The 13,405-nt window shown below is 65.7% G+C and carries 17 protein-coding genes and 2 tRNA genes; 12 read left to right on the top strand and 7 right to left on the bottom strand.

Annotated features, from left to right (window positions below):
* Positions 1 to 83: 83 nt before the first annotated feature.
* Positions 84 to 677: a CDP-diacylglycerol--glycerol-3-phosphate 3-phosphatidyltransferase gene (gene pgsA / locus FHW94_RS15540; protein ID WP_168556751.1), complete on the bottom strand. Its 594-nt coding sequence runs from the start codon at positions 675 to 677 to the stop codon at positions 84 to 86.
* A gap of 227 nt (positions 678 to 904) precedes the next feature.
* Between pgsA and FHW94_RS15535 the strand changes: the two genes are divergently transcribed.
* Complete coding sequence (locus FHW94_RS15535) at positions 905 to 2,323, top strand: MFS transporter (RefSeq protein ID WP_168556750.1); 1,419 nt, start codon at positions 905 to 907, stop codon at positions 2,321 to 2,323.
* A 7-nt stretch (positions 2,324 to 2,330) separates the two neighbouring features.
* Here the strand turns inward: FHW94_RS15535 and FHW94_RS15530 are convergent, their stop codons facing one another.
* The 3 genes from FHW94_RS15530 to FHW94_RS15520 form a co-directional block, all read right to left on the bottom strand.
* Positions 2,331 to 2,591, bottom strand: coding sequence for a hypothetical protein (locus FHW94_RS15530; RefSeq protein ID WP_168556749.1), 261 nt, complete (start codon positions 2,589 to 2,591; stop codon positions 2,331 to 2,333).
* A gap of 158 nt (positions 2,592 to 2,749) precedes the next feature.
* A complete protein-coding gene (locus FHW94_RS15525; RefSeq protein ID WP_168556748.1) occupies positions 2,750 to 2,932 on the bottom strand; it encodes a CsbD family protein in 183 nt (60 codons plus the stop codon).
* 131 nt (positions 2,933 to 3,063) lie between these two features.
* Positions 3,064 to 3,498, bottom strand: a complete 435-nt coding sequence (locus tag FHW94_RS15520) for an EVE domain-containing protein (protein ID WP_168556747.1) — start codon at positions 3,496 to 3,498, stop codon at positions 3,064 to 3,066.
* 63 nt (positions 3,499 to 3,561) lie between these two features.
* On the opposite strand from FHW94_RS15520, the gene FHW94_RS15515 reads away from it, so the two are divergent.
* Positions 3,562 to 4,497, top strand: coding sequence for an isopenicillin N synthase family oxygenase (locus FHW94_RS15515; RefSeq protein ID WP_168556746.1), 936 nt, complete (start codon positions 3,562 to 3,564; stop codon positions 4,495 to 4,497).
* Positions 4,498 to 4,735: 238 nt separating this feature from the next.
* Positions 4,736 to 5,302 carry a carboxymuconolactone decarboxylase family protein gene (locus FHW94_RS15510; RefSeq protein WP_168556745.1) on the top strand — a complete coding sequence of 189 codons (567 nt, stop codon included), beginning with the start codon at positions 4,736 to 4,738 and terminating at the stop codon, positions 5,300 to 5,302.
* A gap of 51 nt (positions 5,303 to 5,353) precedes the next feature.
* Here the strand turns inward: FHW94_RS15510 and FHW94_RS15505 are convergent.
* From FHW94_RS15505 to FHW94_RS15495, 3 genes are all read right to left on the bottom strand, one after another.
* Positions 5,354 to 5,429: transfer RNA gene (locus FHW94_RS15505), tRNA-Ala, on the bottom strand.
* Positions 5,430 to 5,493: 64 nt separating this feature from the next.
* A tRNA-Ala gene (locus FHW94_RS15500) sits at positions 5,494 to 5,569 on the bottom strand.
* A gap of 186 nt (positions 5,570 to 5,755) precedes the next feature.
* Positions 5,756 to 6,073 (bottom strand): FYDLN acid domain-containing protein, encoded by a 318-nt coding sequence (locus tag FHW94_RS15495; RefSeq protein ID WP_168556744.1) that lies wholly within the window; start codon positions 6,071 to 6,073, stop codon positions 5,756 to 5,758.
* Between the two features lie 251 nt (positions 6,074 to 6,324).
* On the opposite strand from FHW94_RS15495, the gene aroA reads away from it, so the two are divergent.
* The 9 genes from aroA (at position 6,325) to FHW94_RS15450 (ending at position 13,381) form a co-directional block, all read left to right on the top strand.
* The gene (gene aroA, locus FHW94_RS15490) at positions 6,325 to 7,647 is read left to right on the top strand and encodes a 3-phosphoshikimate 1-carboxyvinyltransferase (protein ID WP_210425714.1); all 1,323 of its coding nucleotides are present in this window, start codon (positions 6,325 to 6,327) and stop codon (positions 7,645 to 7,647) included.
* The gene (locus FHW94_RS23725; protein WP_349237528.1) at positions 7,644 to 8,084 is read left to right on the top strand and encodes a hypothetical protein; all 441 of its coding nucleotides are present in this window, start codon (positions 7,644 to 7,646) and stop codon (positions 8,082 to 8,084) included. Before aroA ends, FHW94_RS23725 begins: the two co-directional genes overlap by 4 nt.
* Positions 7,978 to 8,559 (top strand): (d)CMP kinase, encoded by a 582-nt coding sequence (locus FHW94_RS15480; RefSeq protein WP_349237541.1) that lies wholly within the window; start codon positions 7,978 to 7,980, stop codon positions 8,557 to 8,559. Before FHW94_RS23725 ends, FHW94_RS15480 begins: the two co-directional genes overlap by 107 nt.
* A gap of 98 nt (positions 8,560 to 8,657) precedes the next feature.
* Positions 8,658 to 9,095 carry a PilZ domain-containing protein gene (locus FHW94_RS23065; protein WP_179505381.1) on the top strand — a complete coding sequence of 146 codons (438 nt, stop codon included), beginning with the start codon at positions 8,658 to 8,660 and terminating at the stop codon, positions 9,093 to 9,095.
* Between the two features lie 140 nt (positions 9,096 to 9,235).
* Positions 9,236 to 10,396: an acyltransferase family protein gene (locus tag FHW94_RS15470; protein WP_168556741.1), complete on the top strand. Its 1,161-nt coding sequence runs from the start codon at positions 9,236 to 9,238 to the stop codon at positions 10,394 to 10,396.
* A gap of 143 nt (positions 10,397 to 10,539) precedes the next feature.
* Entirely contained in the window at positions 10,540 to 10,902 is a 363-nt protein-coding gene (gene rpsF, locus FHW94_RS15465) for a 30S ribosomal protein S6 (protein ID WP_168556740.1), read from the top strand.
* A 3-nt stretch (positions 10,903 to 10,905) separates the two neighbouring features.
* The gene (gene rpsR / locus FHW94_RS15460; RefSeq protein ID WP_011445073.1) at positions 10,906 to 11,130 is read left to right on the top strand and encodes a 30S ribosomal protein S18; all 225 of its coding nucleotides are present in this window, start codon (positions 10,906 to 10,908) and stop codon (positions 11,128 to 11,130) included.
* A 12-nt stretch (positions 11,131 to 11,142) separates the two neighbouring features.
* Positions 11,143 to 11,736 (top strand): 50S ribosomal protein L9, encoded by a 594-nt coding sequence (rplI, locus tag FHW94_RS15455; protein WP_168556739.1) that lies wholly within the window; start codon positions 11,143 to 11,145, stop codon positions 11,734 to 11,736.
* 181 nt (positions 11,737 to 11,917) lie between these two features.
* Entirely contained in the window at positions 11,918 to 13,381 is a 1,464-nt protein-coding gene (locus FHW94_RS15450) for an AMP nucleosidase (protein ID WP_168556738.1), read from the top strand.
* Positions 13,382 to 13,405 lie beyond the last annotated feature (24 nt).

Here is a 13,405-nt window from a genome sequence, read left to right as displayed (position 1 = left end):
ATCATCTCTTCGTCACCCCGGACTTGATCCGGGGTCCCGCTGTTCCGCTGCGATAAACCTAACGCCGGCTGCCGAAGCCCCACTCAATCCATGTGCTTCAAACCAACCCGCAGGTAATCCCAGCCGGTGATCACGGTCAGCCCCGCTGCGCCCCACAGCGTCGCCAGGCCCACCGTGTGCGGCACGTTGATGACGATGCCCGACAGGGTCAGCGTCCACCACGGCGTGGCGCAGCCCAGGATCAGCGAGCCGAGCGAGACCATCTGGAACGTGGTCTTCCACTTGGCCAGCTTGGACACCGGCACCGAAACCTGGATGCCGCCCAGGAACTCGCGCAGGCCGGAAACCGCGATCTCACGCAGCAGGATGACGAGGCCGGCGATCACGTGCATGTCGCCAACATAAGGGCCGGTCAGCACGCCCTGTGCGGTCAGCACCAGGATCACGGCGGCGACCATGATCTTGTCGGCAATCGGATCGAGAAACACGCCCAGCTTCGACACGGCCCCTTGCGCGCGGGCCAGGTAGCCGTCGAAATAGTCGGTCACGCCCATCAGGCAATACATGGCAAAGCCCAGGGCATAGCCGGTGGGCCAGTGTGGCCACCACAGCAGGGCCACCAGCAGCGGCACGGCGACAATGCGCGAAAGCGTGAGAATGTTGGGCAACGTCAGCATGGTCGTTACGCAATACGGCGCTGGCCGCAAACATGGAAACGGTTTGTGCACCATACGGCTGGCATGGCTGATCTTGCGCTCGGCCATCTTGCCGATCGTTCGGGCGCCACCCATTTACGACAGGCTGCGGGCAAATCCCGCGTGGTGCCTCGCTTGCCCCTTGCCCCCCCCGCGTGGGGCGCTAAGGCAGGCGGAACAGAAACCAGGGATGCCCGGCAACATTTAGAATGACCACCACAACGCATCTCCTTCGCGCCCGTCGCTTCTTGCCCCTGTTCGTCACCCAGTTGCTGGGCGCGTTCAACGACAACCTGTTCAAGAACGCCATGGTGCTGTTCGTGGTGTTCAGCGTGTACAATTCGGAAAAAGCCGAAGCGCACTTTTCCGGCATGGCGACGGCGCTGTTCATCATTCCCTTCGTGGCGCTGTCCGCGCTGTCGGGCCAGTTGGCCGACATGCGCGACAAGGCCCGCATCATCCGCATCGTCAAGACCTGCGAGATCGGGATCATGGGCGTGGGCGCGGCCGGCCTGCTGCTGGCGTGGAAGGGTTTCCACGTCGAAGGCATCGCCATTCCGCTGATGCTCCTGGCGCTGTTTGCGATGGGCGTGCATTCCACGTTCTTTGGCCCGATCAAGTACGCCATCCTGCCCCAGCACCTGCACGCCGATGAGGTGCTGGCCGGCACCGGTCTGGTCGAAGCGGGCACCTACATGGCGATTCTGGCCGGCACTATCGTGGCTGGCTACATCTCTGCCCCGGCAGCGGCGATCACGGTGATCGTGACGGCGCTGATCGGCTTTTTCGCCGGGCGCAGCGTGCCCGATGCCCCGCCTGAAAAGCTGGACGAACCGCTGGCCCTGCCCTTGCTGCGCCCGTTCCTGGCGCGCCCGCGCAGCCTGGCGCGCGCCGTGGGCCTGGTGCCGGTGGTGGTGGCAGACCAGGTCGTCTCGCTCTATCGCCTGGTCCATTCCACCACGCGCCACCCGCGCGTGTTCCTGGCGATTGCCGCGATCAGCTTTTTCTGGGCGGTGGGCGCGATCCTGTTCGTGCAGTTCCCGCCACTGGCCAAGAACGTGCTGGGCTGCAGCAAGGAAGTGGCCAGCCTGTTCCTGGTGATCTTTTCCGTGGGCATCGCGATCGGCTCGATCTCGATCAACCGGCTGCTCAAGGGCACGGTTTCGGCGCGCTATGCCCCGGCCTGCGTGGTGGGCACCGGGCTGTTCGTGGCCGGCTTCCACTTCGTCTGCGCCGCCTGGCCGGTGCCCGAACAGCGCGGCTTGCTCAACCTGACCGGGTTCATCACCGCGCCGCTGGCCGTGCCACTGGTGGGCACGCTGCTGGGCATCGCCATCACCGGGGGCATGTTCATCGTGCCGCTCTATGCCTTCCTCACCACGGTGGTGGAAAAGTGCGAGGCAGCGCGCACCATTGCGGCGAACAACATCGTCAATTCGGCGGCCATGCTGGTGGGCTCGCTGCTGGCGATGGGGTTGACGGCCGCCGGCGTGCGCATCGTCGACCAGTTGCTGCTGACCGGGGTGCTCTGCCTGATTTCGGCCTGGCTCGGGTGGTTGCTCTATCGCGCCGAGCGTGTGCACCTGGGCGAGCGCGAGGCGCACACATTCGACGAAATGGTCGGCTAAAACTGGTTCAGCTGATGAAGGCCATGATCGCCATGAAACAGGCGCAATAGGCCATCAGGAATTCCTTCACGTCCTGCAACGTGATGCGCTTCCAGTCCACAGGCTGGGAACGCAATGCGGCGCGCTCCATGGCTGCCAGCACTTCGGGCTCGTGCACCGGCATCGGCAAGAGCACGCGGCGCGGCAGCGTGGCACGGAACGGATGGCCCGGCGCCTTGCCAAAGACGCTGCCCGATCGGGGCGCGGGATGAGGGGCGGAATCGAACATGCCCGCCCTGTTTAGACAATATTAACCATGATGCCACTGCCCGCGCTGCACGTGCGCTGCTGCAGGCGTATCGCCATGGGACAGGGCCCACAAACGAAGCGGGCCGCCCCGGGAAAAGGACGGCCCGCCGTGTCATGTCAGGGACTGTAGCGCAGCGATCAGATGTCGTCGCCCAGAGCGCCCTTCACCTTGCCCGCAGCCTGCTGGGTCTTGCCCTTGGCCTGCTGGGCCAGGCCTTCGGCCTGAAGCTTGGCGTTGTCGGTCGCCTTGCCGGCGGCTTCCTTGACGTTGCCAACCGCTTCGTTGGCCAGGCCCTTGGCGCGATCCTTGAGTTCACCCATGGTGCATCTCCTTGATTTTAAAGGTTCGGATGCGGCCGGGAGAGGGGGGAGCCGGCCGCATCCTTCGAAGCCAACTACGCCCCAGACGCCCGGTTGGTTCCATGCGATGCGACAGGCCGTTGTCGTGCGCGTTAAACCGTTCCGCCGGCCATCGCCAGGATATGGTCCCATTCATCACGCCGTACCGCGCAGACCGACAGGCGCGACAGGCGCACCAGTTCCATCTCGGCCAGTTCGGGCGTGGCCTTGATCGTCTTGAGGGTGACCGGATTGGCCAGCTTGGCTACCGGCTTGACCTTGACCGCCGCCCATTTGCCGTCGGGATCGGTCGGGTCGGTCAGGCCGGGCACGCTGATGGTTGCAATGCCAACTATTTCCTTGCCGATGTTGGAATGATAGAAGAATGCCAGATCGCCCTCCTTCATCGTCCGCAGGTTCCGCGCTGCCAGGTGGTTGCGCACGCCGTCCCAGGTGCCCTCCTTTTCGTTGACCAGATCGTCCCAGCCGTACACGTCGGGTTCGGACTTCATCAGCCAAAGCTGGGTATCGGCACTGATCTCGATCATGGAAACCTTGCGGGAAATGGGTTGGAAGGCGCGCCCATACCGCATTTTCCCCTGGGGAGCCAAATGAACCTCGATACCCTGCCCGTCTTGTCCCTTGCGGCCGATCCGGCCACGCTTTCGCGCGATCTTGGCGCCAGTTTCCAGCAGTTCGGCTTTGCCATGGTCAAGGATCACGGGCTCGATCCCGATCTGGTGGCGCGCGCCTGGGCGCAGACGCAGGCATTCTTTGCCCTGCCCGATTCGCAAAAGCGCGAATATGCCATTCCCGGCATCGGCGGCGCGCGCGGCTATACGCCGTTTCGCACCGAAATCGCCAAGGGTGCGAAAGTCAGCGATCTCAAGGAATTCTGGCATGTCGGCCGCGATCTGCCGGCCGGCCATCCGCTGGCGGCGGCCATGCCGCCCAATGTCTGGCCAAGCGAGCCCGAGGGTTTCCGCGACACCTTCACCACCCTGTTCGCCGCCTTCGACGACGTGGGCGCCCGCATCCTGGCGCGCATAGCGGTGTGGCTGGGGCTGGACGAGCATTGGTTCGATCCCGCGATTGCCGATGGCAATTCGGTGCTGCGCCTGCTGCACTATCCGCCGGTGCCCGGCGCGCCCGATGGCGCCATCCGCGCCGGCGCCCATGAAGACATCAATCTCATCACCCTGCTGCTGGGGGCCGAGGAAGCGGGGCTGGAGCTGCTCGCCCGCGATGGCCGCTGGATCGAGGTTTCGCCCCCGCCGGGCGCCCTGGTGGTCAACATCGGCGACATGCTCCAGCGCCTGACCAACCACGTGCTGCCCTCCACCACGCACCGGGTGCGCAATCCCGATGGCGCGCGGGCCGGGTTCAGCCGCTATTCGATGCCGTTCTTCCTGCACTTGCGCAGCGATTTCGCGTTCCACACCCTGCCCCAGTGCATCACCGCGGAGAACCCCGATCGCTATCCCGTGTCGATCACGGCGGACGAGTACCTGCAGCAGCGCCTGCGCGAAATCGGCCTGAGAATGTAAAGATCTGGTTCAAAATTCGCCGCAAGGCGAATTTTGGGTTCGGCACCGGCCCGCTCCCCACCCGACCTCGCAACGACAGTACCCTGTGGGAGGTCGGGTGGGGGAGCGGGCCGGTGCCGAACCATCCGAAACCACGTCAAGGACGTGGTTTCGGATCGGACACAGATCAACGGAACCGGCAGGCGCATGGTGCATTGCAGGCGCGGGACCTGTTGCACCGCACAAAAAAGGAGCGCCCATGCGCCTGCCCCTCATTCCCCCAGCCCAACTGACCGACGAGCAGAAGCCGCTCTACGAAGCGATGCGCCAAGGCATCGCCAGCAATTTCAACGCCTTCAAGGTGATCGATGATTCCGGCGCGCTGATGGGTCCGTGGAATCCCTGGCTGCATTCCCCGCGCATCGGCAAGGCGATCTGGGACTTGACCCTGGCCCTGACGGCAGAGGCGACCGTGCCCGATCGCGTGCGCCAGGTGGTGATCCTGGCGGTGGGCGCCCGATTCGATGCCGCCTATGAGATCTATGCCCATGTCGCCGTGGCCGAGAAGGACGGCATGAGCGCACAGCGCCTCGCCACGCTGACCGCCGATCTCAAGCCGGCGGACCTGGCACCCGATGAAAGCGTGGCGTTCGACCTGGCCTATGCCCTGGCGCGCGGCGGCGTGCTGCCCGAGCCGGTCTATGCCCTGGCGCGCGAAACCTTTGGGCAGGACGGGCTCAACGAGCTGATCTTCCTGGTCGGGCTCTATGCCATGGTCTCGGTCACGCTCAACGGCTTCAACGTGCCAGTGCCCGAGCGCGAATAAGGCCAAAACGCAAAAAGCCCCGCACATGGCGGGGCTTTTTTGATCCGGAACTGGTGGAGCCGAGGGGGATCGAACCCCTGACCTCTACAATGCCATTGTAGCGCTCTCCCAGCTGAGCTACGGCCCCACGTGTTCCAGCATTGACGTCCACAAGAGACGAAGTTCCTGTTAATCCAAGAACTTTCGCAGACTGGTGGAGCCGAGGGGGATCGAACCCCTGACCTCTACAATGCCATTGTAGCGCTCTCCCAGCTGAGCTACGGCCCCAAATCGTCTGCCAGGACACCCTGGGAGGCACCCTGTCCGGCCAAGCCACCAAGTGGTGATCATCGCCGGGAGCCGCGCCTCTAAGGGAGAGGCTGACGGCTGGCAAGAGGCTTTTTTTGCCGCCTGCCGATTTTCGCGGGCCTCCCGGAAATGTCTTGTGGACATCCCCGGGCAACCCCGAAAGGCTTAGTTTTCCTCGTCCTCGCCGTCGTGCGCGCCCACGCCCAGGTCGTCGTCGCCACCCAGGTCCACGTCGTTGTCGGGCGAATCGCCATCGTCGTCGATGTCCAGATCCTCGTCGGCCAGATCGACGTCGGCATCCGCCTCGACCTTTTCCTTCTGGATCTCTTCATAGGGGATCGGCTGCTTCGACTTGAGCACCGGCTCGGGATGCCAGGAATACTTGCATTCCACGCACGTCACCGGATCGGCATTGCCGAGGTCGTAAAAGCGGGTGCCGCACTTCGGACAGCTATGCTTGGCGCCCCATTCAGGCTTGACCATGGATAATCCTCGAAAAGCTCGCCCGCCGCCATTGGGGCACGGACCGAAAGCAAAAAAGCGTCTTGCCAAAGACCATCTGTATGCGCGTTGCCCGGAAATCAAGCGTGCGCATGACAGACTGCGGCGGGCGCCTTGCCATAGTGGCCGCGCGCTGTCAAAAGCCGCGCGTTTTTGCAGCCTCTTTTGCATTCTTGCCCCTTTGGCATTCTTGGAAAGATCGATCCGTGAGCACCCATTCCGATCCCGCCCTCATGCGCCCCCGCCGCTTTGCCGCCCAGGGGCCGCTCAAGGGCCGGATTCGCGTGCCGGGTGACAAGTCGATCAGCCACCGCTCGATCATGCTGGGCGCGCTGGCCGTGGGCGAAACCCGCGTGACCGGGCTGCTGGAGGGCGAAGACGTGCTCTCCACCGCTGCCGCCATGCGCGCGATGGGCGCCACCATCGAACGCCAGGCCAATGGCGATTGGCTGGTCGCGGGCGTGGGCGTGGGCGGCCTGCTGCAACCCAACGGCGCGCTCGACATGGGCAATTCGGGCACGTCCACCCGCCTCTTGATGGGGCTGGTCGCCAGCCATCCGATCACCGCCTGCTTCGTGGGCGATGCCAGCCTGTCCAAGCGGCCGATGGGCCGGGTGATCGATCCGCTCAGCCAAGTGGGCGCGCGCTTCACCGCCTATCCCGGCGGGCGCCTGCCGCTGATCGTGGAAGGCGCAGCCACGCCCGTGCCCCTCACCTATCGCCTGCCCGTGGCCTCGGCCCAGGTGAAAAGCGCGGTGCTGCTTGCCGGGCTCAACACGCCCGGCATCACCACCGTGATCGAACCGGTGCCCACGCGCGACCATTCCGAACGCATGCTGCGCGGTTTTGGCGCCGACCTGTCGGTGGAACTCGATAGCGACGGCGCCCGCGTGATCCGCCTGGTCGGCGAAGCCGAACTCAAGCCGCAGACCATCACGGTGCCCGGCGATCCATCATCTGCCGCATTCTTTGCCGTGGCGGCCCTGATCGTGCCGGGGTCTGACCTGGTGATCGAGAACGTCGGCCTCAATCCCACCCGCGCCGCGCTGTTCGACGTGCTGCGCCAGATGGGCGGCAGCATCGAGGAATTGGACCGCCGCGACGTGGGCGGGGAACCGGTGGCAGACTTGCGCGTGCGCGCCTCCACGCTCACGGGAATCGAGGTCGATCCCGCCGTGGTGCCCAGCATGGTGGACGAATTCCCCGTGCTGTTCGTGGCCGCCGCCCATGCCCAAGGCCGCACGATCACGCGCGGGCTGGAAGAGCTGCGCGTCAAGGAATCGGATCGCATCACGGTGATGCGCGTCGCGCTGGAACAAGCCGGCGCCCGCGTGCAGGAAACCGAGGACGGCCTGATCATCGACGGCACCGGCGGCGAAGGGCTGCGCGGTGCCAACAACCATCCCGTGGCCACCCATCTCGATCACCGCATTGCCATGTCGATGGCGGTCGCTGGCCTGGCCAGCGCGGCCGGGGTGGAAGTGGACGATACGCGTCCCATCGCGACCAGCTTCCCGGTGTTCGAGCAGTTGATCGCCACGGCCACGGGGCAATGACGCTTTCGCCGGTGTTTGCCAATATCTGCGGCTTTATCGGCATGGCCTGCATCATCCTGGCCTACGCCTATACCACGCGCGAGAGCGCCAATGGCCGCCAGCCCAACCCGTTCGTGCAGCATGGCACCAACCTGGCCGGCGCCGCGTTGCTGACGGTTTCGCTGATGGTCAATCTCAACCCTGCCTCGCTGGTGCTGGAGGGGTTCTGGTCGGCCATCGCGATCTGGGGCCTGGCCAAGGCCCTGCGCGAAAAAAAAGAATGCGTGAAGGAAGGACGAACCCGCGATGATCATTGCCATCGATGGCCCCACGGCATCGGGCAAGGGCACGATCGCCCGCGCGCTGGCCGATCATTTCGGCCTACCCCATCTCGATACCGGCCTGCTCTATCGCGCAGTCGGCCGCCAGGTAGCGCTCAATGGCGGCAATCCGGATGATCCGGCCGATGCGCTGGCCGCCACGGACTTTCCAGAAAGCCTGCTCGCCGATCCCGAACTGCGTTCGGAAGCAAGCGGGGGCCTGGCCAGCCGCGTCTCGATCCATCCGGAGGTGCGCGCCGCGTTGCTGGCGCGCCAGCAGGCTTTTGCCAACCAGCCGGGCGGCGCCGTGCTCGACGGGCGCGACATCGCCACCGTTATCGCCCCGCATGCCCAGGCCAAGCTGTTCGTGACCGCCAGCGTGGCGGCGCGGGCACTGCGGCGCTGGGCCGAAATGCAGGCACAGGGCCGCACCGTGGCGCGCGAAGAAATCGAGGCAGACCTCGCCGCTCGCGACGCGCGCGACGCGGGCCGCGCCACCGCGCCCCTGCGCCAGGCACCCGGCGCGGCCCTGCTCGATACGTCGGCCATGGGGCGCGAGGCTGCCGTGGCGGCCGCCATTGCCCTGGTGGAAAAGCAGCTGGCGGCAATTTAAGGCGATAAGGGCGATTGCGTATTGCGCCGCGCCGCCTGAAAGCCATCGCACAACCACCGTTCTTCCGTGGCAAAAGGCATTGGCCAGCGGAGAACATCATGTTTCGCAAGCAGGAATTGGACGAATCCGGCCCGCGCGAGGGCGGCCCCGGCATGACCGCCGCCGCCACTGGCGCCGAAGCGCGCCGTTTTCCCCGCATCGGGGTGGAACTGCCGGTGCGGGTAAAGCACGGGCTGGTGCGCGCCACGGTCATGCTCAAGGATCTCACGCCCTATGGCGCGCGGATCGAAGGGCTGGAAAAGCAGCGCATCGGCGAGCCGATCATGCTCATGCTGCCCGGCCTCAAGCCCAAGCTGGCGTTCGTTGCCTGGTCCGAACCGATGACCTCGGGCCTGGAATTCGACCACCCCTTGCACGAAACCGTGTTTGCCGCGCTGGTCAGCGATTTTGCGGTGGGGCATCACCGCCGCATGGCCATGGGCCGCCCGCGCGCTGCCGCGACGGCCGCCGATACCGGCGCCGCCGAGGCGGCCTGAGCGCAGGCGGCCGGTCCACCGCGAGGCACAGGCAATTGGGCGCAGGCAAACGCTTGACCATGGACGCGCGCGGCCCATGCGGTTACGGGCGGGCCATGGCCCCTGCCCCGCTTTCCTGCCCTGCCGGTTAATCCCGCGTGATGCCGCAACGCCTCCACCATCTCGATGCCGCACGGGCCGTGCTGCTCCTGCTGGGGATTCCGTTTCACGTCGGCACCACGGCCACGATGATCCTGTCGCCCGGCCTGCCCATGTGGATGGCCAATCCGGTGCTCGGCGTCGGGCTGTCGTTCATCCATTCGTTCCGCATGTCGGCGTTCTTCATCCTGGCCGGCTATTTTTCCGGCATGGCCAGCACCCGGCGCGGGCGCCTGTCGTGGCTGGCCGACCGGATGGTGCGCGTGGCCCTGCCGCTGGTGGCCAGCCTCGCCAGCCTGGCGGTGATCCAGTACCATCTCAAAGTCATGCTTTCACCGGCCTGGGCACCGGGCCTCTATGGCTGGCCCCTGGCGGTGGAGCACTTGTGGTTCCTCGTCGTGCTGCTGGGCTTTGTCCTCACGTATGCCTTGCGCCCGGCGCGCGCATTCGTGCCCGATCGCCTGTGGCGCCCGCTGCTCGGCCTTGATCGCGGGACATGGCCGGTGCCCCTGGTGGCGCTGGCCGCCTGGGGCGCGGGGCTGGCCTGGCTGGGGCAAGTGCTGGGCCTGCAGGACAACGAAGCGGTGATCGGCCAGGAACTGCTGCTGCGCTATTTCCAATACCTGCCCGCTTTCGTCATCGGCGCGCTGGGCTGGCGGCTCAAGCTGGCAGACCGCCTGTTCGCGTTCGAGGGGCGCTGGCCCTGGCTGGCCGTGCCGCCGCTGATGATCGGGCACTTCCTGCTCGATCCGCTGGTGCGCCCGCATCTGGGCTGGGAAGCCGATCCCACGCCGCTTTTGCGCGTGCTCGATGGCGCGCTGGCCTGCGCGCTGACTTATGCCATGGCCTTGGTGGTCTTCCGCGTGCTGGCCCACCTGTTCGACCGGCCCAGCCGCGCGGTCTCGTTCCTGGTCGATGGCGCCATGGCGATCTACCTGTTCCACATGACCGTGACGATGCTGGTGATCCTGGCCGTGGCGCGCCTGGGCGCGGCAGACTGGCCGTTCCCCACGATGCAATGGGCCGCGCTGTCTGCCCTGGTGCTCGGCCTCTCGGTCCTGGTCTTCCTGGTGGTGCGTCGCATTCCGGTGCTGGCGCTGGTGTTCGGCGGGCAGCGCGTGGCGCCGCGCCAGCGCGCCGATGCCCCGCCCTTGCGCGGCTGACAGGCTTGCATTCGCCCGCCAAACGGCTAAGGGCCACGTTCCTTTGACGCGAATCGCGCATGGGAACCCGAAGAAAGCCGGAGGGGCCCCGCAATCCCGCGGACAAGCCAGCGATCGGTTAGACTAGATAAAGGACGCGAAGCATGCCGCTTTACGAGCATGTCTTTCTGGCGCGCCAGGATCTGAGCCAGTCTCAGGTCGATGCGCTTGCTGCCACCGCCACCGAAATCGTGGAATCGAACCAGGGCAAGGTCACCAAGACCGAAACCTGGGGCCTGCGCTCGCTGGCCTACAAGATCCAGAAGAATCGCAAGGCGCACTTCGTGATGCTCAACATCGAAGCCCCCGCGGGCGTCGTGGCCGAGCTGGAACGCCAGACCGCGATCAACGAAGACGTCATCCGTTACATGACCGTGCGCGTGGACGAACACGAAGCCGGCCCGTCGGTCATGATGCGCAAGAACGACCGCGAACGCAGCCGTCGTCGCGAACGCGAAGGGGAATAAGCCATGGCTCGTCCGTTTTTCCGTCGCCGCAAGAGCTGCCCGTTCTCGGGCAAGAACGCCCCGAAGATCGACTACAAGGACGTGCGCCTGCTTCAGGGCTTCATGTCCGAACGTGGCAAGATCGTCCCGTCGCGCATCACCGCCGTTTCGGCCAAGAAGCAGCGTGAGCTGAGCCAGGCGATCAAGCGCGCCCGGCACATCGGCCTCCTGCCCTACATCGTGAAGTAAGGAGCGCCAGCCATGCAGATCATCCTGCTCGAGCGCATCGAGAAGCTCGGCTTCATCGGTGACGAAGTCTCCGTCAAGGACGGTTACGCCCGTAACTTCCTGCTGCCCAACAAGAAGGCCCTGCGCGCCAACGACGCGAACCGCAAGGTTTTCGAAGCCAACCGCGCCCGCATCGAAGCTGAAAACGCGGCCCGCCGCGAAGAAGCCAAGGGCGAAGCCGGCTCGGTGGAAGGCAAGGAAGTGGTGCTCATCCGCGCCTCGTCCAACTCCGGCCAGCTCTATGGTTCGGTTTCGGTGCGCGACATCGTCGACGCCCTGGTCGCCACCGGCGCCAAGGTTTCCAAGTCGATGATCGTGCTCGAACGCCCGATCAAGACCATCGGCGTCTTCGACGTGCGCGTTTCGCTGCACCCCGAAGTGTCGGTCAACGTCAAGGTGAACGTGGCCCGTTCGACCGATGAGGCCGAACTGCAGTCGAAGGGTGTCGACGTGATCGACGCCATGTTCGAAGGCGACACCGGCGGTTTCACCGAAGACTACGATCCCAATGCCGAACCGGGCGAAATCCCGGCCGACCTGCTCGAAGAAGGCGAGGCGCAAGCCTGATTTCTTCGCGGCCGATCCGGCATCGCAAAAAGGGCGTCCCTCGCGGGGCGCCCTTTTTTGTTGCCGTTCCCGTTGGAAAGCCGCTGCCCTTGCGCTGTCATCGTGCGGCGTTTTTTTGGCCGCATCGTTTTTCGCGAAAAACCGGTTCCCACTTTTTCGCACGATGCTTTAAACCAAGATCATGAACGCAAGCGACACTTTCACCGCCACCTCCCCCGCTGCCATCATTGCCGAACTCGCCGCCCGCCACGACGCGGCCTGCGCGCGGCTGCGGGCCGATATTGCCCGCTATATCGCCGATGGCACGCTGCCCGATCCGGCCGCGCGCCAGGCCGGGGCCTATTGCTATCCCGAACTGCGCCTGCATTTTGCCGGGGTCAGCCACGGCACCGCCGCCGGCCGCGCGTTTGGCCGCCTGACCCGGCCGGGCAGCTATGCCACCACCATCACCCGCCCCGCGCTCTTTGCCGCCTACCTGGAAGAGCAGCTCGGCCTGTTGATGGTCGATTACGAAGTCACGCTGGAAGTGGCCGCCTCGACCCAGGAAATCCCGTTTCCCTACGTGGTCGATGGCACGCTGGGCTTTGGCACGGTTTCGCCCAACGAACTGGCCAAGCACTTCCCCACCACCGACCTGGCGCACATCGGTGACGAGATTGCCGACGCGCTCGACGCCAGCCTGGATGGCGGGGCCGGGCCCGCGCCGCTTGCGCTGTTCGACGGGCTGCGCACCGATTTCAGCCTGGCGCGCCTGGCGCATTACACCGGCACCAACCCGGCCGATTTTCAGCGCTACATCCTGTTCACCAACTACCACCGCTATGTCGATGAATTCGTCGACTGGGCGGGCCGCCAGCTGGGCCAGGACGATTTCGTGGCGCTGACCGGCGCGGGTGGCCTGGCGCTGGATGCCCACACCGCCCACGCGCGCGAGCGGCTGTCCGACACCGCCTGGCGCCGCCACCAGATGCCGGCCTATCACCTGATCCGGCCTGATCGCTCGGGCATCACGCTGGTCAACATCGGCGTCGGTCCGTCCAACGCCAAGACGATCTGCGACCACCTGGCCGTGCTGCGCCCCGAAGCCTGGCTGATGATCGGCCACTGCGGCGGCCTGCGCCCCACCCAGAAGATCGGCGACTATGTGCTGGCCCATGCCTACCTGCGCGACGATCACGTGCTGGACGATGTGCTGCCGCCCGAAATTCCCGTGCCGGCCATTGCCGAAGTGCAGGTGGCGCTGGCCCAGGCGGCCGAAGTGGTGAGCGGCAGCGGCGGGGCGGACCTCAAGACCCGCATGCGCACCGGCACGATCGTCACCACCGACGATCGCAACTGGGAACTGCGCTATGCCCATTCCGCCCGCCGCCTCAGCCTGAGCCGCGCGGTGGGGATCGACATGGAAAGCGCCACGATCGCCGCGCAAGGCTATCGCTTCCGCGTGCCCTACGGCACGCTGCTGTGCGTGTCCGACAAGCCGCTGCATGGCGAGATCAAGCTGCCCGGCCAGGCCAACCGGTTCTACGAGGAAGCGATCGCCGCCCACCTGGAAATCGGCACGACCGCCTGCGCCCTGCTGCGCGCCGAGGGTGACCGCCTGCACAGCCGCAAGCTGCGCGCCTTCAACGAGCCGCCGTTCCGGTAAGATGTTGGCGAGGGGCCCGGATGG

It is taken from the genome of Novosphingobium sp. SG720, from assembly GCF_012275365.1.
GTDB classification, from domain to species: domain Bacteria; phylum Pseudomonadota; class Alphaproteobacteria; order Sphingomonadales; family Sphingomonadaceae; genus Novosphingobium; species Novosphingobium rhizosphaerae.
This window is presented reverse-complemented; position numbering and strand designations above follow the sequence as displayed.

What these genes read in the sequence shown, in the direction of transcription:
- FHW94_RS15510 (WP_168556745.1), top strand. Translation starts at nt 4,736, where the DNA reads ATGCGCCTGCCCCTCATTCCCCCAGCCCAACTGACCGACGAGCAGAAG.
- FHW94_RS15530 (WP_168556749.1), bottom strand. Translation starts at nt 2,591, where the DNA reads ATGTTCGATTCCGCCCCTCATCCCGCGCCCCGATCGGGCAGCGTCTTT.
- pgsA (WP_168556751.1), bottom strand. Translation starts at nt 677, where the DNA reads ATGCTGACGTTGCCCAACATTCTCACGCTTTCGCGCATTGTCGCCGTG.
- FHW94_RS23725 (WP_349237528.1), top strand. Translation starts at nt 7,644, where the DNA reads ATGACGCTTTCGCCGGTGTTTGCCAATATCTGCGGCTTTATCGGCATG.
- FHW94_RS15450 (WP_168556738.1), top strand. Translation starts at nt 11,918, where the DNA reads ATGAACGCAAGCGACACTTTCACCGCCACCTCCCCCGCTGCCATCATT.
- FHW94_RS15535 (WP_168556750.1), top strand. Translation starts at nt 905, where the DNA reads ATGACCACCACAACGCATCTCCTTCGCGCCCGTCGCTTCTTGCCCCTG.
- FHW94_RS15525 (WP_168556748.1), bottom strand. Translation starts at nt 2,932, where the DNA reads ATGGGTGAACTCAAGGATCGCGCCAAGGGCCTGGCCAACGAAGCGGTT.
- rpsF (WP_168556740.1), top strand. Translation starts at nt 10,540, where the DNA reads ATGCCGCTTTACGAGCATGTCTTTCTGGCGCGCCAGGATCTGAGCCAG.
- FHW94_RS15495 (WP_168556744.1), bottom strand. Translation starts at nt 6,073, where the DNA reads ATGGTCAAGCCTGAATGGGGCGCCAAGCATAGCTGTCCGAAGTGCGGC.
- FHW94_RS15520 (WP_168556747.1), bottom strand. Translation starts at nt 3,498, where the DNA reads ATGATCGAGATCAGTGCCGATACCCAGCTTTGGCTGATGAAGTCCGAA.
- aroA (WP_210425714.1), top strand. Translation starts at nt 6,325, where the DNA reads ATGCGCCCCCGCCGCTTTGCCGCCCAGGGGCCGCTCAAGGGCCGGATT.
- rpsR (WP_011445073.1), top strand. Translation starts at nt 10,906, where the DNA reads ATGGCTCGTCCGTTTTTCCGTCGCCGCAAGAGCTGCCCGTTCTCGGGC.
- FHW94_RS15470 (WP_168556741.1), top strand. Translation starts at nt 9,236, where the DNA reads ATGCCGCAACGCCTCCACCATCTCGATGCCGCACGGGCCGTGCTGCTC.
- FHW94_RS23065 (WP_179505381.1), top strand. Translation starts at nt 8,658, where the DNA reads ATGTTTCGCAAGCAGGAATTGGACGAATCCGGCCCGCGCGAGGGCGGC.
- rplI (WP_168556739.1), top strand. Translation starts at nt 11,143, where the DNA reads ATGCAGATCATCCTGCTCGAGCGCATCGAGAAGCTCGGCTTCATCGGT.
- FHW94_RS15515 (WP_168556746.1), top strand. Translation starts at nt 3,562, where the DNA reads ATGAACCTCGATACCCTGCCCGTCTTGTCCCTTGCGGCCGATCCGGCC.